17 protein-coding genes are annotated in these 19,567 nt (G+C 54.1%); 16 read left to right on the forward strand and 1 reads right to left on the reverse strand.

Features of this window, described 5'->3' with window-relative positions; genetic code table 11:
- Positions 1-108 precede the first annotated feature (108 nt).
- From otsB to cheZ, 15 genes are all read left to right on the forward strand, one after another.
- On the forward strand, positions 109-897 hold the full coding sequence (gene otsB / locus CRO33_RS19055) for a trehalose-phosphatase (RefSeq protein WP_034821859.1): 789 nt from the start codon (positions 109-111) through the stop codon (positions 895-897).
- On the forward strand, positions 894-2,333 hold the full coding sequence (otsA, locus tag CRO33_RS19060) for an alpha,alpha-trehalose-phosphate synthase (protein WP_097119233.1): 1,440 nt from the start codon (positions 894-896) through the stop codon (positions 2,331-2,333). Before otsB ends, otsA begins: the two co-directional genes overlap by 4 nt.
- A 960-nt stretch (positions 2,334-3,293) precedes the next feature.
- A complete protein-coding gene (gene flhD / locus CRO33_RS19065; protein WP_034821852.1) occupies positions 3,294-3,644 on the forward strand; it encodes a flagellar transcriptional regulator FlhD in 351 nt (116 codons plus the stop codon).
- Entirely contained in the window at positions 3,644-4,222 is a 579-nt protein-coding gene (gene flhC / locus CRO33_RS19070) for a flagellar transcriptional regulator FlhC (RefSeq protein WP_034821849.1), read from the forward strand. Before flhD ends, flhC begins: the two co-directional genes overlap by 1 nt.
- Before the next feature lie 132 nt (positions 4,223-4,354).
- Entirely contained in the window at positions 4,355-5,242 is an 888-nt protein-coding gene (motA, locus tag CRO33_RS19075; protein WP_034821846.1) for a flagellar motor stator protein MotA, read from the forward strand.
- Positions 5,239-6,270 carry a flagellar motor protein MotB gene (gene motB / locus CRO33_RS19080; protein WP_034821843.1) on the forward strand — a complete coding sequence of 344 codons (1,032 nt, stop codon included), beginning with the start codon at positions 5,239-5,241 and terminating at the stop codon, positions 6,268-6,270. The genes motA and motB overlap by 4 nt, the downstream gene beginning before the upstream one ends.
- A gap of 10 nt (positions 6,271-6,280) precedes the next feature.
- Complete coding sequence (gene cheA / locus CRO33_RS19085) at positions 6,281-8,263, forward strand: chemotaxis protein CheA (protein WP_176505798.1); 1,983 nt, start codon at positions 6,281-6,283, stop codon at positions 8,261-8,263.
- A gap of 22 nt (positions 8,264-8,285) precedes the next feature.
- Positions 8,286-8,783 carry a chemotaxis protein CheW gene (cheW, locus tag CRO33_RS19090; protein WP_034821837.1) on the forward strand — a complete coding sequence of 166 codons (498 nt, stop codon included), beginning with the start codon at positions 8,286-8,288 and terminating at the stop codon, positions 8,781-8,783.
- Positions 8,784-8,953: 170 nt separating this feature from the next.
- Positions 8,954-10,630 (forward strand): methyl-accepting chemotaxis protein, encoded by a 1,677-nt coding sequence (locus CRO33_RS19095; RefSeq protein WP_097119235.1) that lies wholly within the window; start codon positions 8,954-8,956, stop codon positions 10,628-10,630.
- Between the two features lie 249 nt (positions 10,631-10,879).
- On the forward strand, positions 10,880-12,550 hold the full coding sequence (locus CRO33_RS19100) for a methyl-accepting chemotaxis protein (protein WP_097119236.1): 1,671 nt from the start codon (positions 10,880-10,882) through the stop codon (positions 12,548-12,550).
- A gap of 165 nt (positions 12,551-12,715) precedes the next feature.
- Positions 12,716-14,395 (forward strand): methyl-accepting chemotaxis protein, encoded by a 1,680-nt coding sequence (locus CRO33_RS19105; RefSeq protein ID WP_097119237.1) that lies wholly within the window; start codon positions 12,716-12,718, stop codon positions 14,393-14,395.
- Positions 14,396-14,485: 90 nt separating this feature from the next.
- Complete coding sequence (gene cheR / locus CRO33_RS19110; RefSeq protein WP_034821825.1) at positions 14,486-15,361, forward strand: protein-glutamate O-methyltransferase CheR; 876 nt, start codon at positions 14,486-14,488, stop codon at positions 15,359-15,361.
- On the forward strand, positions 15,358-16,407 hold the full coding sequence (locus tag CRO33_RS19115; RefSeq protein ID WP_097119238.1) for a protein-glutamate methylesterase/protein-glutamine glutaminase: 1,050 nt from the start codon (positions 15,358-15,360) through the stop codon (positions 16,405-16,407). Before cheR ends, CRO33_RS19115 begins: the two co-directional genes overlap by 4 nt.
- Positions 16,408-16,446: 39 nt before the next feature.
- Complete coding sequence (cheY, locus tag CRO33_RS19120) at positions 16,447-16,836, forward strand: chemotaxis response regulator CheY (protein WP_007892562.1); 390 nt, start codon at positions 16,447-16,449, stop codon at positions 16,834-16,836.
- 9 nt (positions 16,837-16,845) lie between these two features.
- A complete protein-coding gene (gene cheZ, locus CRO33_RS19125) occupies positions 16,846-17,487 on the forward strand; it encodes a protein phosphatase CheZ (RefSeq protein WP_034821817.1) in 642 nt (213 codons plus the stop codon).
- 47 nt (positions 17,488-17,534) lie between these two features.
- Here cheZ and CRO33_RS19130 read toward each other — a convergent pair whose 3' ends face one another.
- Positions 17,535-18,356 carry a DeoR/GlpR family DNA-binding transcription regulator gene (locus CRO33_RS19130; RefSeq protein WP_097119239.1) on the reverse strand — a complete coding sequence of 274 codons (822 nt, stop codon included), beginning with the start codon at positions 18,354-18,356 and terminating at the stop codon, positions 17,535-17,537.
- A gap of 376 nt (positions 18,357-18,732) precedes the next feature.
- Between CRO33_RS19130 and CRO33_RS19135 the strand changes: the two genes are divergently transcribed.
- Positions 18,733-19,530, forward strand: coding sequence for a GolD/DthD family dehydrogenase (locus CRO33_RS19135; RefSeq protein ID WP_097119240.1), 798 nt, complete (start codon positions 18,733-18,735; stop codon positions 19,528-19,530).
- The last annotated feature ends 37 nt before the right edge of the window (positions 19,531-19,567 follow it).

Consider the following 19,567-nt stretch of genomic DNA (forward strand, 5'->3'; position numbering starts at 1 on the left):
CAGTCCCCCGTTTTTGGCTCAATCTCCTCGCCTCAGTCCAGACATCCAACTGAAAACACCCAGCCTGACTTCGAACATCCTGTTAAAGCCTAATGAACAGGAGGAGACGTGACCCCTGCGGTTAATCAGAACAGCACCTTGCCGTCACTCAGCGGCGGTCTTTATGCCTTCTTTTTTGATGTCGACGGCACATTAGCGACCATTCAGTCGCAACCCGAGTCGGTTTCCATCCCCGCATCGGTGCGCCAGCATCTGCAACAAATCTCCAATCTGAGCCATGGCGCCCTGGCGCTGGTATCGGGCCGTCCGATTGCGCAACTGGATGCACTGGTTGCGCCACTGGAAGCGCCTGCGGCGGGCGTGCATGGTGCGGAACGCCGTGACGCCAGTGGGCACGTGCACCGGCATTCGCTGCCTGGCGACATTGCGCAAACGCTGCAAACCGAACTGCAGCAAACACTCGACCAATGGCCAGGCACCCTGCTGGAAGTGAAAGGCATGGCGTTTGCGCTGCACTATCGCAACGCGCCCGAGTACGAAAAATCCATCATGCAACTGGCGGAAGACGCCGTGACGCGCTTTCCTGCGCTGGCACTACAGCCGGGCAAGTGTGTGGTGGAGCTAAAACCGCAGGGCATCGATAAAGGTGCTGCGGTACGTGAATTTATGCAAGAAGCCCCCTTTATTGGCCGCATTCCGGTCTTCGTGGGTGACGATCTGACCGATGAAAAAGGATTTCTCGCCGTTAACGCCATGCAGGGCATTTCAGTCAAGGTCGGAGAAGGCGCCAGCCATGCGCGCTACCGTCTCGACAGCGTTGATGCGGTATGGCACTGGCTGGCGCAACTATTATTACAACTAGAACATGACATCGTCGGTAAGGAGTCAAGGTTATGAGTCGTTTAGTCGTGGTATCTAACCGTATCGCCATTCCGGATAAAGGCAAAGCCAGCGCGGGTGGTCTTGCGGTGGGCATTTTGGACGCGTTACGCACCACCGGAGGCTTGTGGTTTGGCTGGAACGGAGAAATCAGTGAATTCTCTGGCGAGGAAGAAGATGAGCCACTTTCGCAGATGGAACAGGATGGCATTACTTATGCCTCACTGCCGCTCAATCAGAACGATTATGATCAGTACTACTGCCAGTTCTCTAATACCGTTATCTGGCCGGCTTTCCACTATCGTCTGGATTTAGTGCAGTATCAGCGCGAAGCCTGGGATGGCTATTGCCGTGTGAACACCTTGCTGGCCCAGCGCCTGAAGCCGCTGCTGCAACCTGACGATGTGTTGTGGATCCATGATTACCATTTGCTGCCGTTTGCGGCCGAGTTGCGCAAACTGGGCGTCAACAATCGTATCGGCTTCTTCCTGCACATTCCGTTCCCGACGCCGGAGATCTTCAATGCGCTGCCACCGCATCAGACACTGCTGGAGATGCTGTGCGATTACGACCTGCTGGGATTCCAGACCGAGTCCGATCGCGTAGCCTTCCTCGATAGCCTCAGCCAGTTGACGCAGTTGCAGAATAAAGGCGAGAAGAAACACCGTGCCTTTGGCAATACCTTTATGACGGAGGTGTATCCGATTGGTATTGAGCCGGATAGCATCAAAGAGATGGCCGAAGGACATCTGCCACCGAAAATGGCGGCGATGAAACGTGAGCTGGGCGATGTACAAAATATTATTGCCAGCGAGCGGCTCGATTATTCAAAAGGATTGCCGGAACGCTTTCTGGCTTATGAGGCACTGCTGGAGAATTTCCCGCAGCATCGCGGCAATATCCGTTATTCACAAATCGCGCCGACGTCCCGTGGCGATGTGCAGGCCTATCAGGATATTCGCCATCAATTAGAGACAGAAGCGGGGCGTATTAATGGTAAGTACGGCACGCTCGGCTGGACACCGCTCTATTATCTGAACCAGCACTTTGATCGCCGCCTATTGATGAAAATCTTCCGCTTAACCGATGTGGGTCTGGTCACGCCACTGCGTGACGGCATGAACCTGGTGGCGAAAGAGTATGTTGCCGCGCAGGACCCGGACGATCCGGGCGTGCTGGTGCTGTCTCGCTTTGCGGGGGCGGCAAACGAACTGACATCGGCACTGATCGTCAATCCTTACGATCGTGATGAAGTCGCCGCCGCACTCGACAGAGCGCTCACCATGCCGCGCACCGAACGTATCTCGCGCTACAACGACATGATGGCGGTGTTGCGCAAGCAGGATATTACGCAATGGCGTGAGAGCTTCCTGCGTGATTTAAATGCGTTACCTGCGCGCAGCGCCGATCATGGTATCGCCAATAAAGTGGCGACCTTCCCGAAACTCGCTTAAATCTGCTTCCCGGTGCGCAATGCTGCGCACCGTTTTCACTGCCCATCTTAAACCTGCGAAATCGTTTTCATTTCCTTAAGGAGTAACTGCCTGACACGGCAGCTAAAATCGCACGTTTTGGTTAAAAAGCGTGCAATCGAACGTGAAAAAAGCTTTTTTTTCATGTCGGCCCTAAAGGTTTGGTTGGTCAGGCCGATAGTTATCTCAAATCAATGCGTCAAATCCCCAATTCATTCATATCACTAATGTAACGCACTGTTACATCCACTGCCGTTCGCTAAACACTCCCTACAAAGCCCTAACAGTTCCCAGGCGCGCTGCGTCCAGTCTTCACGCTTATCTATCATCATGGTGGTAGTGCATTTCAGCAATATTCCCTGTAAGTGATTAATTTAGAAGCAAATAGTTTTTACCAAAATCAGCACATTATGCTGCCTTTATGGTTTTAAGTGGCTTCATGTCTCCATTTAAAACCAACTAAACAGATAAAAGATCGCGTTGTCATGACAATCGACCACACAGGCTAAAAAGGGGCTTTTTAGAGTGAAATATTAGCTAAACAATTCAAATTCGCTCAAAAAACGCACAACAGAAAAGCAATGCTGAAGCTTCCAGGAAAAAATTTGCCTTAAAAGTGTGACGCAGATCACACTTTATCTAAAATTTCGCACCACTCACGTTGTATGTAGAAATCAGACGATATAGATTTGCGTTGTTTTCGGATTAGTCTTAAAAAACTGTAAGCAGACGTCACGGAAGATGGTTACAACTCAAGAAAAGATTGGCCTGGAGTTTTGACTACTACTGATCAGTGTCCCGGCGGGAAGTGAAACAGTTCAGTACACGTTGGCTTTGCCTGATTATTTTTTGCCATCTTTAGATTTACCAACCAGCAACCCGAACCATAGAACTTTTAATTCTGTGGCCGTATATGTGTCGCGTCTATCAGGATGGAAAAAAATGGGTACATCAGAATTACTAAAACATATATATGACATCAATCTGTCATATTTGCTTCTTGCTCAGCGTTTAATTAACCAGGAAAAAGCTTCAGCAATGTTTCGTTTAGGCATCGATGAATCGATGGCAGATGCATTGTCGCAATTAACCTTGCCTGAGATGGTAAAATTAGCGGAAACCAATCAACTGGTTTGCCAGTTCCGCTTTACCGATCACAACCATATTAACCGTTTGACTCAAGAATCACGCGTGGATGACCTGCAGCAAATCCACACCGGCATTTTATTATCCAGCCGTTTACTGCGGAACGCGTCAAAAGATGATGCCTCTGCGAAGAAGAGGGCGGTTTAATGACCGAAAAAAGTATTGTTCAGGAAGCGCGCGATATTCAGCTGGCCATGGAGCTGATTACGTTGGGCGCACGACTGCAAATGCTGGAAAGCGAAACCCAGTTGAGCCGTGGTCGCCTGATTAAACTGTATAAAGAGCTGCGTGGTGCACCACCACCGAAAGGCATGCTGCCATTCTCAACCGATTGGTTCATGACCTGGGAACAAAATATTCACTCATCCATGTTCTGTAATGCCTGGCAGTTCCTGCTGAAAACCGGGCTGAGCAATGGTGTTGAAGCGGTCATCAAAGCGTATCGCTTGTATCTTGAGCAGTGTCCGCAATCGGACGAGGGCCCGCTGTTGGCGCTAACGCGTGCATGGACCCTGGTGCGATTCGTTGAAAGCGGCATGCTGGAATTGTCTGACTGTAAATGCTGTGGCGGGAGCTTTATTAATCATGCTCATCAGCCTGTTGGCAGCTTTGTTTGCAGCCTGTGCCAGCCGCCATCACGTGCCGTAAAAAGACGTAAACTTTCTGCAGATTCTGCCGATACCTTTCCACAACTGCTGGATGAACAGGTTAAACGCGCCGTTTAAGTTTGTTCGCATCGTGGAAAACATCCAGCAGCGGCTTAGTCCGCTGCTTTTTTTTTGCCCACGATTTACGAATAACACCTGCGGCTCTCTGGCTTAACTTCTACCAACACGTTACGGACGTAAGGATTTTTTGTGCTGATTATTCTGGGTTATATCGTGGTCGTCGGCTCCGTGTTGGGCGGCTATATGATGGTCGGTGGCCATCTGGGGGCGCTTTATCAACCTGCCGAGCTGATTATTATCGGCGGTGCCGGTATTGGTGCCTTTTTAGTGGGCAACAATGGCAAGTCGATCAAGAAAACATTAAAAGCCTTGCCAATGTTAATGCGCGGCTCGAAATATAACAAAGCTGTATACATGGATTTAATGGCACTGCTGTATCGCCTGATGGCGAAATCACGTCAGCAAGGCATGCTGTCATTGGAACGTGACATTGAAGATCCCAGCCAGAGCGAAATTTTTGCTAACTATCCGCGTATTTTGTCCGATAAACAGTTGGTGGATTTTATTACCGACTATTTGCGATTGATGGTGAGCGGAAATATGAATGCGTTTGAAATCGAAGCGCTGATGGACGAAGAGATCGAGACCTACGAGCACGAGTGTGAAGTGCCGGCGCAAAGTATATCGGCCATGGGCGATGGCTTACCTGCCTTCGGTATCGTGGCGGCGGTAATGGGCGTGGTACACGCACTGGCCTCAGCCGATCGCCCGGCAGCAGAGTTGGGCGCGCTGGTCGCACACGCCATGGTGGGAACCTTCCTCGGTATCTTGCTGGCTTATGGCTTTATCTCGCCGCTGGCGTCAGTGCTGCGTCAGAAGTGTGCTGAAACCACCAAAATGATGCAGTGCGTCAAGGTGACTTTGCTCTCCAGTCTGAATGGTTACGCACCGCAGATCGCCGTGGAGTTTGGGCGTAAAACCCTGTATTCCGCTGAGCGTCCGTCGTTCTCCGAGCTGGAAGAACATGTGCGTAACGCGAAAAATCCTGCGAAACAAACCTCGGATCAGAACTCATGAAGGCAGGCAATCGCCCCATTGTGCTGGTTAAAAAGCGCAAACATAAAGGTCATCATGGCAGCCACGGCTCGTGGAAGATTGCCTATGCCGACTTTATGACGGCGATGATGGCGTTCTTTATGGTGATGTGGCTGCTCTCAATTTCCAGCCCGAAAGAGTTGATTCAGATTGCAGAATACTTTCGTACACCGCTGAAAGTCGCGCTGACCGGTGGCCAGCGCAGCAGCGACAGCGAAAGCCCGATTCCCGGTGGCGGTGACGATCCAACACGTAAAGACGGCGAAGTGAAGAAAGTGGTCGATATGGATGCGCAGAAGAAAAAGCTGGAGGAGATTCGTCTGAATCGTCTGCGCGAAAAGCTGGACCAGTTGATTGAAGCCGATCCGCGTCTGAAAGCACTGCGTCCGCATCTGATCATCAACATGGTGGAAGAGGGGCTGCGCATTCAGATTATTGATAGCCAGAACCGCCCAATGTTCAAAACCGGTAGCGCAGAAGTGGAGCCGTACATGCGTGACATCCTGCGCGCCATTGCGCCGGTTCTGAATGATATTCCGAACAAAATCAGCCTGGCTGGCCATACGGATGACTTCCAGTATGCGACGGGCGATCGCGGCTACAGTAACTGGGAACTCTCAGCCGACCGTGCCAATGCCTCACGCCGTGAACTGGTGATTGGCGGGCTGGATGGGGGCAAAATGCTGCGCGTGGTGGGCATGGCTGACACCATGAAGTTAAAGAATCGTGGTTCGAACGATGCTGTAAACCGTCGTATCAGTCTGCTGGTGTTGAACCATGACACCCAGGCTGCGATTGAGAAAGAGAACTCTGAGAGCGATGCCGCGCAGATAACTGACCCGGCACAAATTATTCCCGACATTACCGCACCGACCGGTCCCGCTGCATCTGCTGCACCCGCAAGTTCTACCGCGACTCCGGCTTCGCCGGCCAGTGCGGTGGCGCCTGCACCAGCAGCGCAGCCAGCGGCAGGCGCGGTGACACCAGACCAACCCTCACAGCCGAGGTGATCCCGTGAGCATGGACATCAGCGATTTTTACCAGACGTTTTTCGATGAAGCCGATGAGCTGTTAGCGGATATGGAGCAACACCTGTTGGGATTGGATCCCCAGGAGCCCGATTCCGAGCAGTTGAATGCCATCTTCCGCGCCGCCCACTCCATTAAGGGCGGAGCCGGTACGTTTGGCTTTACGGTTTTACAGGAAACCACCCACATCCTGGAAAACATTCTGGATGGTGCGCGCCGCGGCGAAATGCAGCTTAGCACCGACATCATCAACCTGTTTTTGGAAACCAAAGATATTATGCAAGAACAGCTCGATGCCTATAAAACGGCGCAGGAACCCAACGCAGAAAACTTCAAATATATCTGCGAAGCACTGCGTCAGCTGGCGCTGGAAGCCAAAGGAATCGCACCCGAGCCGGCAAAAGTGGCCGACGTGGTGGAGATCGCCGCAGCCCCGGCCACGGCCGCGGGTTTACGCCTGCAACTGATCGATTTGAAAGAGAAAGAGCCGGAACTGATGCTGGAGGAGCTGGGTAATCTCGGCACTGTCTACAACGTGGTGAAAGGCACCAACTCGCTGGAAGTGACCATTGATGGCGTCGGTAAAGACGACATCGTTGCGGTGCTCTGTTTTGTGATTGATGAAGCGCAGATTCACTTCCCGGAAGGCGCGGCCACCGTCGCAGCAGCACCTGCCGAAGCCGTTGCGGTGGAAGCCCCTGCACCGGTGCAAACCGCCACCGTAACCGACATCACCCCGCCAGCCAAACGTGAAGCGAAACGTGCGGCAGCGCCGGCCAAAACCAGCGAATCCAGCAGTATTCGTGTTGCGGTTGAGAAGGTGGATCAGCTGATCAACCTGGTCGGCGAATTGGTGATTACCCAATCAATGCTGGCACAACGTTCTGGCGAACTGGATCCTGTGGCTCACGGCGACCTGCTGAACAGCATGGGCCAGCTGGAGCGTAACGCGCGTGACCTGCAAGAGTCGGTGATGTCGATTCGTATGATGCCGATGGAGTATGTGTTTAGCCGCTTCCCGCGTCTGGTGCGCGATCTGGCCAGCAAGCTGGGCAAAGAAGTGGAGCTGACGCTGCTGGGTAGCTCTACTGAACTGGATAAGAGCCTGATCGAGCGCATTATCGATCCGTTAACGCATCTGGTGCGTAACAGCCTTGACCACGGTATCGAAACGCCAGAGAAGCGTCTGGCATCGAGCAAAACAGCGGTGGGCAATCTGACGCTGTCAGCGGAACATCAGGGCGGCAATATCTGCATCGAAGTGATCGATGACGGTGCCGGTCTGAACCGTGAACGTATTCTGGCGAAAGCCCTGTCCTCTGGCCTGCCGGTCAGCGACAGCATGAGCGATGAAGAAGTCGGCATGCTGATCTTCGCACCGGGCTTCTCAACGGCGGAGCAGGTCACTGACGTGTCCGGCCGTGGTGTGGGCATGGACGTGGTAAAACGAAACATTCAGGAGATGGGCGGTCACGTCGAAATCTCTTCGAAGCAGGGCAAAGGCACCACTATTCGCATCCTGCTGCCACTGACGCTGGCCATTCTTGATGGCATGTCAGTGCGCGTGGCGGATGAAGTGTTCATTCTGCCGCTGAACGCGGTGATGGAATCCCTGCAGCCAACGGCTGAAGAGCTGAAACCGCTGGCCGGTGGCGAGCGCGTGCTGGAAGTGCGTGGCGAATACCTGCCGCTGGTTGAGCTGTGGAATGTGTTTGATGTGCAGAATGCCAAAACCGACGCGACCCAGGGCATCGTGGTGATTCTGCAGAGCGCAGGCCGCCGTTATGCACTGCTGGTGGATCAGCTGATTGGCCAGCATCAGGTGGTGGTGAAGAACCTGGAAAGCAACTACCGCAAAGTGCCGGGCATTTCAGCCGCCACCATCCTCGGCGATGGTAGTGTGGCGCTGATTGTGGATGTCTCTGCACTGCAATCGTTGAACCGTGAAAAGCGTGTGGCCGGTGCCGCAGCGTAATAGATAAATAAAGGGCAAAAAAATGACTGACATGGCAACCGTGACCAAAATCGCTGGCGAAACCGTGGGCCAGGAATTCTTAGTTTTCACCCTGGGTGACGAAGAGTACGGCATCGACATTCTTAAAGTGCAGGAGATTCGGGGTTACGATCAGGTAACGCGTATCGCCAACACCCCAGAATTCATCAAGGGTGTGACGAACCTGCGTGGCGTGATCGTGCCAATCATCGACCTGCGTGTGAAGTTCGCGCAGCAGGATGTGGAATACAACGAAAACACCGTGGTGATCGTGCTGAATCTTGAGCACCGCGTCGTGGGTATCGTGGTGGATGGCGTGTCTGACGTGCTGTCTCTGATGCAGGAACAGATTCGTCCGGCACCGGAATTCGCGGTCACCATGTCCACCGAGTACCTGACCGGCCTCGGCGCACTGGGCGAACGTATGCTGATTCTGGTCGACATCGAGAAGCTGCTGAGCAGCGAAGAGATGGCGCTGGTGGATACGCTGCGTAGCGCGTAATCATCGACAATCACGGGCTGGCAGCATCGGCCCGTGATAATTCTGCTCTGAAATAATCCCTATAAAAATCAGATAATAACAATATTTATTCACACAACTTTCATTAAACTCCCTGCCTCGCCCGCCGATAAATATTGCGTTCCATTTACTTACTTTTCCCAGGGCTATCTATGTTAAAAAAAATTCGCGTCGTCACCAGTCTGCTGGTGGTGCTACTGATGTTTGGCCTGCTGCAGGTCATATCCGGTTCAATATTCCTCAAAGCCTTAAACGACGACAAATCCAGCTTCAATGTGTCGCAGTTAGCGAGCCAAAACCTTTCGGCGCTGAATGATGCTTACATAAGCCTCAACCAAAGCCGTGTTGTGTTGACGCGCATCCAGTTGCGTATCGCCACCAGTAAACTGGCCAACAAAGAGCCGGATATTGAGGGGCTGTTCAACGACAGCAAACAATTCCAGCAAAAAGCAGCGGAAAATTTCAAACTCTATAAAGCGATTCCGGATACACCGGGACAAAATAAAGAACTCACAGGTCAACTGGATGAGGGCTATACCGCTTACGCCACGGCATTGAGCCAGATGCAGGATGCGCTTCTCGTCAACGATTTATCGAAAGCGGGCAGTGTGCCGGTGGCACCGAGCCAAAGTAAATTCCTCAAAACTTACACCGACTGGCGTGCGGATGTGGCGAAACTGGCAGCACAAGGCCAGGAAAAAAATGCCGATGCCTTCAGCCGCATGAGCTGGATTCTGGGCGCTATCATGGTGGTGGTATTAGTGGTGATTGGACTGTGCTGGGTGAACCTGCGTCGCATCCTGATTAATCCATTGAACACTAACATTGCCCACATTCAGTCGATCGCGCAGGGTGACCTGACCCAGAGTGTTATCGTTGAAGGCCGCAATGAGATGAGCCAACTGGCGAGCAGCCTGCATGACATGCAGCAGTCGCTGGTGCGTACTGTCAGTAACGTGCGTGACGGATCTGATGCCATCTTCACCGGTGCGAGTGAAATCTCGGCAGGTAACAACGATCTTTCTGCTCGTACGGAAGAGCAGGCTGCCTCGCTGGAACAGACCGCAGCCAGCATGGAACAGCTGACCGCGACAGTGAAACAGAACGCCGAAAATGCCCGCCAGGCGTCACAGCTGGCGTTGAGTGCCTCGGAAACCGCACAGAAGGGCGGCAACGTGGTGGAAGGCGTCGTACGCACCATGAGCGATATCGCCGGGAGTTCAAAGAAGATCGCTGATATCACCAGCGTGATTGACGGTATTGCCTTCCAGACCAACATCCTTGCGCTGAATGCCGCGGTGGAAGCGGCGCGCGCTGGCGAGCAGGGGCGTGGCTTTGCGGTGGTGGCAGGTGAAGTTCGCAACCTGGCACAGCGCAGCGCCCAGGCGGCGAGAGAGATTAAGGGTCTGATTGAAGATTCTGTCAATCGCGTCAACAGCGGTTCGCAGCTGGTGGGGACCGCCGGTGAAACCATGAGTGAGATCGTCAATGCGGTCACCCGTGTGACCGATATTATGGGCGAAATCGCCTCAGCGTCTGATGAACAGAGTCGTGGTATCGATCAGGTCGGTCAGGCTGTGACGGAAATGGACCGCGTGACCCAACAGAACGCCTCGCTGGTAGAAGAGTCTGCTGCGGCAGCGGCTTCGCTGGAAGAGCAGGCCAGCCGTCTGAGCCAGTCTGTGGCGGTATTCCGTGTGCCGCGTGCCGAACAGCCTGGCATGGCCAGTGCCGTGGTGCGCCATCCGCAGATCGCGCCGCCGGTGTTGAGTGCACCACGTAAAGCTGTGACTGCACCAGTCAGCGACAGTAACTGGGAAACGTTTTAATCGTTTGCAGTGGTGTGCGCTGGCGCACCCACTGCCGCAATATCCTTTTATTCCAAAAGCATCAATGCGCTTTTATCGTTTGCCCGATAAAGGCGCATTTTTTTTAATGACAATTTCTTTAGTTATAAAACTCTGTAAAGAAAGTTATTGGCAGAATTATATTTCGTAAAATCCGTTAAAGCCCCTCAAAATTTAACAACTGCGGTCGATAACAGCGGGAGCCGAAATGCCTCACTCTTTGGAGAACCCATGTTAAAACGAATCAATGTTGTCACCAGCCTGATCGCAGTCTTGCTGGTCTTTGGTGCTTTGCAGTTACTGTCGGGCGGATTGTTCTGGTCTGCCTTACAAAAAGATAAAGAAGCTTTTGCCGTGGCACAGACGTCGTCCAACAACGTCGGCGCGATGTCCGATGCCTGGATCGAACTCAACCAGACCCGTACCGTGTTAAACCGCGCGATGCTGCGCATGCAGGGCAGCATGGCGGCACAGTCCAACGGCGGCCAGCTTCAGGCGCTGATTGCACAGACTGAAAAGCAGCTGGATGTGGCTGCCGGGCACTACCAACGTTACTACGATCTGCCGGGTACGCCAGGCTTGCCGGACGCACTGCGCGATCGCCTGGAAACGGACTACGCCGCCTTCAACGATGGCCTGAAAGCGATGCTGGAACGTTTAAAAGCCAACGATCTGCAAGGCATGTTTGCGCAGAACATTGAAGCCAAACAGGTGAAGATGAAGGCCACCTATGCTGAGTGGCGCACGGCGCAAAGCACACTGGCGGCGGAAGGCGTGGCGCAAAATCAGCAAGCGTTCCATATGATGATGTGGCTGCTGGCAGTGGTGGCGCTGGTGGTGGTGTTCGTAATTGTCGGCTGCTGGTTTGGCCTGCGTGCGGTACTGATCCAGCCATTGCATCAGCTGCTGGGCCATATCCGCCATATCGCATCTGGCGATCTGACGCAGAATATTGCCGTGGAAGGGCGTAACGAGATGACCCAACTGGCGGCCAGCCTGCATGAGATGCAGCAGTCGCTGGTGCGTACCGTCAGCAACGTGCGTGACGGCTCTGATGCCATCTTTACCGGCGCAAGCGAAATCTCGGCAGGCAACAACGATCTCTCCGCGCGAACTGAAGAGCAGGCGGCTTCGCTGGAACAGACGGCGGCCAGCATGGAGCAACTGACGGCTACCGTGAAGCAGAATGCCGAGAACGCCCGTCAGGCATCTCAGCTGGCGCTCAGTGCTTCTGATACCGCGCGTAAAGGTGGCGAAGTGGTGGATGGTGTTGTGCGCACCATGCATGACATTGCTGGCAGTTCGAAGAAAATCGCCGATATCATCAGCGTGATCGATGGCATTGCTTTCCAGACCAATATTCTGGCACTGAACGCGGCGGTAGAAGCGGCGCGTGCCGGTGAGCAAGGGCGTGGCTTTGCGGTGGTGGCCGGTGAAGTGCGTAATCTGGCACAGCGCAGTGCGCAGGCAGCCAAAGAGATTAAAGGCCTGATTGAAGACTCGGTGAACAGGGTGAACAGCGGTTCACAGCTGGTGGGTACTGCCGGTGAAACCATGAATGATATCGTCGGTGCTGTGACGCGCGTGACCGATATCATGGGCGAAATTGCTTCAGCATCTGATGAGCAGAGTCGCGGTATCGATCAGGTCGGCCAGGCCGTCACCGAGATGGATCGCGTGACCCAGCAGAATGCCTCGCTGGTGGAAGAATCCGCCGCTGCAGCGGCGTCACTGGAAGAACAGGCCAGCCGTTTGAGCCAGTCAGTGGCGGTGTTCCGCGTGCCGCGTGCTTCACAGGCCACTGCCGCAGTGCGTCAGCCACAGAGCGCGCAGCCAATGCTGAGCGCACCACGCAAAGCCGTGACGGCGCCCGTCAGTGACAGCAACTGGGAGACATTTTAAACGTTTTTAACCGGGCGCACGCAGGTGCGCCCGCACACCTGTCGCCACACTTTAATTTATCCCTGATCCTCCCTAATTCCCGCTGGTCCAACCCGTTGCAGACAACTTAAAGATCCCCCTGCGAACGCCGATAACAGGAGCGATCCGCCAACCAATGAGGTGTTTATGTTTAGTCGTATTCGTGTCGTTTCCGGGCTGTTATGTGTGCTGGCACTGTTTGCCTTGCTGCAGCTGTTTTCCGGAGGGATGTTTTTTACCACGGTGAAAGCCGATAAAGAGAATTTTGCCTACAACCAGCGTCTCAGCACGCTGCAACGGGCGATGGGCACCTCTTGGGTATCGCTGGTTCAGGCGCGTAACACGCTGAACCGTGCAGGGATCCGCTATTTGCTGGATAGCCAGCAGGCTGGATCAGGTGCGACCGTGAAAGAACTGGTGGCGCTGGCAAGTGAGGAGTTGAAAAACGCTGACCAGGCTTTTGCCGAGTTCAACGCGAATTTGTCTGAGAAGGGCAAAAGCGCAGAGAACGTTAAGACGCTGCAGGCCAACTACAACGCCTTCCGTGGTGGACTGGCCGAGCTGATTGATTTCCTGGGTAACGGGAACTTTAAAGGCTTTGTCGATCAACCAACGCAGGGTATGCAGGATAAATTCGAGAAGGATTACACCGCATGGCTGAACTACAACATCGTGCTGGCAAAGCAGGGTATTGATGCCAACGAAAGCGCCTATCAGCACTCCATCATGCTGGTGATCGGTACTTTACTGGTGACCCTGCTGGTGATTGCACTGGTGTGGAGCGGCATGCGCAACGTGCTGATTCGTCCGTTGAAACAGAGCATCGACCATATCCGTCACATCGCACGTGGTGATTTGACGCAGCAGATTGATGTCAGTATGCGCAACGAGATGGGTGAATTGCTCAGCTCACTGCAGCACATGCAGCAGGAGCTGGCGAATACCGTGCGTACCGTGCGTGATGGTTCAGACGCTATCTACACCGGTGCCAGCGAAATCGCCATGGGTAACAACGATCTCTCTTCACGTACTGAACAGCAGGCCGCTTCTCTGGAAGAGACGGCTGCCAGCATGGAGCAGTTGACCGCGACCGTGAAGCAGAACGCCGAAAACGCCCGTCAGGCTTCACAACTGGCGCTGACTGCCTCTGAAACCGCGCAGCACGGCGGCAAAGTGGTGGATGGCGTGGTCACCACCATGAAAGAGATCACCGGCAGCTCGAAGAAAATCGCCGACATCATCAGTGTGATCGATGGCATCGCGTTCCAGACCAACATTCTGGCACTCAACGCGGCGGTTGAAGCGGCACGTGCGGGTGAACAGGGCCGTGGCTTTGCGGTGGTGGCGGGTGAGGTGCGCAGTCTGGCACAGCGCAGCGCCCAGGCAGCGAAAGAGATCAAAGGTCTGATCGAAGATTCGGTGAGTCGCGTCAACACCGGTTCGGTACTGGTGGAGAGCGCAGGCGAAACCATGACCAACATCGTCAACGCCGTCACTCGCGTCACCGACATCATGGGCGAAATCGCCTCGGCGTCGGATGAGCAGAGTCGCGGAATCGACCAGGTGGGTCTGGCCGTGAACGAGATGGATCGCGTGACACAGCAGAACGCCGCGCTGGTAGAAGAGTCAGCCACGGCGGCTGCCGCACTGGAAGATCAGGCCAGTCGACTGAAACAGTCGGTTGCGGTGTTCAATATTGGTAAAGAATTTGTCGCTCAGGCCGTTAACCTATCTACAGCGCCAAAAATGTTGCGTCCAGCCGCAGTCAAAGCGCTGGCTCAACCCGCAGGTGCACGTAGCGCGGACGATAACTGGGAAACCTTTTAATCCGTGTGGCCGCCGCAAGGCGGCCCAACTGGCAGCACAGCAGTAATCGCAGTATCACAATTTAATCAGTTTGTTGCCGGGTGACCTGACATGAAGAAATCGACGTTATTGGATCAAAGTGAAGCGACAACGCTGCTCTCGCAAATGGTGCAGCGCCTGCCGCTTTCAGATACGCATTTTCGTCGTATCAGCCAGCTGATCTATCAACGCGCAGGCATCGTGCTGGCCGATCACAAGCGGGAGATGGTTTATAACCGCTTAGTGCGCCGTTTGCGCACGCTGAACATTGATGATTTTGGTCGTTATCTGGCGTTGCTGGAGCAAGACCAGAACAGTGCAGAATGGCAGGCGTTTATTAACGCATTGACCACCAATCTGACCTCATTTTTCCGCGAGGCGCACCATTTCCCGATCCTCGCGGATCATGCGCGTAAGCGCAGTGGCAGTTACAGCGTGTGGAGTACCGCCGCCTCAACCGGCGAAGAGCCGTACTCCATCGCCATGACGCTGGCGGAAACGCTGGGTACCGGACCGGGTAAGTTCCAGGTGCACGCCAGCGACATTGATACACAGGTACTGGAAAAAGCCGTGGCGGGGGTGTACCGCCAGGAAGAGCTGCGCACCTTATCGCAATCGCAGCTGCAACGCTTTTTCCTGCGTGGCACCGGCCCGCATGAAGGTATGGTACGCGTTCGCTCCGATCTCGCCAGCATGGTGAACTATTCGCAGCTGAATTTACTGGCCAACGACTGGGCGTTGCCGGGTCCGTTCGACGCAATTTTCTGTCGCAACGTGATGATCTATTTCGATAAAGAGACGCAGGAAAAAATTCTGCGCCGTTTCGTTCCCCTGCTGAAGCCCGGCGGTGTGCTGTTCGCTGGACACTCAGAGAACTTCAGCCAGATCAGTAAAGAGTTCTGGCTGCGTGGACAGACAGTCTATGGATTGACCAAGGAAAGACGATGAGCAAAATCACCGTGATGTGCGTGGATGACTCCGCGCTAATGCGACAGTTGATGACGGAGATCATCAACAGCCACGCCGATATGGAGATGGTCGCCACCGCGCCCGATCCGTTGGTGGCGCGGGATTTAATCAAGCAGTACAACCCACAGGTGCTGACGCTGGACGTCGAAATGCCGCGTATGGATGGCCTCGACTTCCTTGAGAAGTTAATGCGCTTGCGTCCGATGCCAGTCGTGATGGTGTCATCGCTGACCGGTAAAGGATCGGAAGTGACATTACGCGCGCTGGAATTGGGCGCAGTGGATTTCGTCACTAAGCCGCAGTTGGGTATTCGCGAAGGCATGCTGGCGTACAGCCAGATGATCGCCGACAAAATTCGCGCAGCGGCGCGAGCCAAATTGCATGCGCGCCCGGCCACACCCGGCCCGGTGATGCTGAAAGCTGGCCCGCTGCTGAGTAGTGAGAAGCTGATTGCGATTGGCTCTTCCACCGGCGGCACCGAGGCGATTCGCCATGTACTGCAGCCGCTGCCCGCGACCAGTCCGGCGCTGCTGATCACGCAGCATATGCCGCCAGGTTTTACCCGCTCGTTTGCTGAGCGCCTGAACAAGCTCTGCCAGATAACCGTGAAAGAAGCGGAAGATGGCGAACGTATTTTGCCCGGTCATGCCTATATCGCACCGGGCGCGATGCACATGGAGTTGAGCCGTAGTGGCGCCAACTACGTGGTGAAACTGAATGATGGCCTGCCGGTGAACCGTCATAAGCCCTCTGTTGACGTGCTGTTCCGGTCCGTGGCGGTGCACGCAGGACGAAATGCCGTGGGTGTCATCCTTACCGGGATGGGTAACGACGGTGCCGCCGGGATGCTGGAAATGCATCGCGCCGGTGCCTGGACCATCGCGCAGGATGAAGCAAGTTGCGTCGTCTTTGGTATGCCGCGCGAAGCGATTGCGATGGGCGGCACCAGTGAAGTAGTCGATTTAGGACACATCAGTCAGCACATGCTGGCAAAAATTAGCGCCGGACAGGCATTGCGAATTTAACGAGCCCGTCCTGCCGGACGAGACAACACAGGAGTAGATATGGCTGATAAAAACATGCGCTTTTTGGTGGTGGATGACTTCAATACGATGCGTCGTATCGTCCGCAACCTGCTGAAAGAGCTGGGATTCAACAACGTTGAAGAAGCAGAGGACGGTGTTGATGCACTGACCAAACTGCGTGCGGGTGGTTTTGATTTCGTGGTATCCGACTGGAACATGCCCAACATGGACGGTCTGGAACTACTGCAGACCATTCGTGCGGACGCTGCGTTGAGCAAACTGCCGGTGCTGATGGTCACCGCCGAAGCGAAAAAAGAGAACATCATTGCAGCTGCACAGGCCGGTGCCAGCGGTTATGTAGTGAAGCCGTTCACCGCAGCCACGCTGGAAGAAAAGCTGGGTAAAATTTTCGAAAAACTGGGTATGTAAGGAGATGTGATGAGCGACCTTCCGAAACCAACCGAAGAAGCCTCGGCACACGACATTATTACCCGTATCGGCTCGCTGACGCGTATGTTGCGCGACAGCCTGCGCGAATTGGGGTTAGACCAGGCGATTGCCGAAGCGGCGGAAGCGATTCCGGACGCGCGTGACCGTCTGGATTACGTGGTGCAGATGACGGCGCAAGCGGCAGAACGCGCACTCAACTGCGTTGAAGCCGCGCAGCCACACCAAGACCAAATGGAAGCCAACGCCAACAAGCTGAAAGGCCGTTGGGATGCGTGGTTTGAAAACCCGATTGAGCTGGCGGATGCACGCGAGTTGGTTTCGGATACGCGCGAATTTCTCAGTGATGTGCCGTCGCATACCTCGTACACCAACAAGCAGCTGCTTGAGATCATGATGGCGCAGGATTTCCAGGACCTTACCGGTCAGGTGATCAAGCGCATGATGGATGTGATCCAGGAGATCGAGCGTCAGTTGCTGATGGTGTTGCTGGAGAATATGCCTGAAGCCAACGCTGCCGCGCGTAAAGACGCCAGCAGCCTGTTGAATGGTCCACAGATCCATGCCAATGCACCTGGCGTGGTAGCGAACCAGGATCAGGTGGATGACTTGCTGGATAGCTTAGGTTTCTAATCAGCATTGAAGGGGCGGCTGCGAGCGGGCCGCCCCTGAATTGATGTTCAAAACACCGCGCGTTTTTTTGCCTCTTCAATACCTGCCACCAGCACCTGTACCCCCAACGCTTCAAACGCCGCGATCTGCGCTGGCGTGATCCCGCGATCGGTAATCAAATAATGGATTTTGCTCCAGTCACAGGGCAGGGCAAACATCGACACCTTATCGATTTTGCTGGAGTCTGCCACCACAAATACCGTACTGGCGGAGTTGATCATCGCCATCTTCACTTTGATATCCGTCTCGCTGGGGAAGCTTAACCCGAGGCGCGGCGAAATACAGGCGGTGGCGAGAAACAGCTTTTCGGCCAGCACGTTTTCAAAGAAAGAAGCGGCTTTCTCACCGGACGTCGAGAGTGTTGGAAATTTGAAGGTCCCCCCCGTCAGCAGGATATTAATCCCCGGTTCCCCCCCTAGCTTCAGCGCAATATTCACCGCCGTGGTGATCACCGATAAACGACGGATGTGGCCAATTGCTTCCGCAATGGCGGTGGTGGTAGTGCCGGAATCGAAAATCACCGTATCCCCATTTTCCACATACTGCGCGGCCAGCCGGCCAATGGCTTCTTTCTCATCAAGGTGAGTTTGACGCTCAAGCAGCAGTGCGCCGGTGTTCTGCTTACCGGTCATCAGCGTGGCGCCACCGTGATAACGCTGCACATGCCCGGCTTTTTGCAGCATACGCAAATCGGTGCGGATGGTTGCCTCGGTCAGGCCAAAGGTATCGGTAAGCGCTTTAACCGTGACTGTGCCGTCTTCGCGGATCATCTCCAGGATCTTCTCACGACGCTGCTGCATATCAGCCAGCTGCTCAGTTTTGCTTTTCAATCGAAATGCTCCCTCTTTCCAATCACGGTCTGGTTTTGGCAATAAGAAAACCCGTGATGATTTTACTCTGCGTACCAGGGATTTGCGAGGCGGCTCGCACAAAGATGCATTTTCGAATGAAAATAAGATAAAGCCATGCAATTGATTTTATATACCCTCGCCAGCTGTTATTTCTATATCAAAAAACCTGATATTTAGTTATTTACTTTAAATACAGATAGATAAAAATAGTTTACATCATTTGTATGAAATTTGATCTCACCCACAAACCATTGCGAAACGATAGCTTATATTTTTGTTCGAAAATCAAAGTTACTGCAAACCTATCCGGCCAGAGAAAACCAGAGCCGCTGAACATGCACACAGGAGAGAAGGGATGAGTGGGGAATACGATGTCAACCTGCGCTACGGCGTGAATACCGATCTGGACCTCACCGGCAAGGTGGCGGTGGTGACCGGTGGCCTCGGTGGAATTGCCATGGCCAGTAACGCCATGCTGTTAGAGAAAGGTGCACGGCTGGCCCTGCTTTACCCTCCATTCGAAAGCGATCGCGTGGCGGCTGTGCATGAACAATTCTCTGCCGATCGTGTACTGCTGGTGTGCTGTGACGTGACCGATGCTGGCTCAGTCGAGACGGCGTTCAACCAGGTTGAACAGCACTACGGCCACATCGATATTCTGGTGAACTGTGCAGGTTATGTGATGTTACAGCCGGTACTGGAAACCGACTTTGCCGAGTGGCAGAAGCAGATCGCCGTCAATCTCACCGGTCCTTTCCTCTGCTCGCAAGCAGCGGGCAAACGCATGGTGCGCGCCGGTAATGGCGGCAAGATCATCAATATCGCTTCACAGGCCGCTTCCATCGCCATTGATAACCACGTGGCCTATACCTCTGCCAAAGCGGGTCTACTCGGTATGACTAAAGTGATGGCCAAAGAGTTCGCACCACACCGTATCAACGTCAATACCTTGTCACCCACCGTGGTGCTGACGCCGATGGGCGAAAAGGCCTGGCGCGGTGAGAAGGGCGAACAGATGAAAAAACTGATCCCGTTAGGGCGTTTTGCTTACACCGATGAAATTGCCGCTGCCGTGCTGTTCTTCGCCAGCAATGGCAGCGACATGATCACCGGCGCAGATTTAATGATCGATGGCGGCTTCACCATCTGGTAATGCCGAGCCAGCACCAGTAAGGCCTCAACCCTGCAAT

The sequence above is a fragment of the Pantoea sp. GL120224-02 genome, from assembly GCF_900215395.1.
In the GTDB taxonomy this organism is placed as follows: domain Bacteria; phylum Pseudomonadota; class Gammaproteobacteria; order Enterobacterales; family Enterobacteriaceae; genus Pantoea; species Pantoea communis.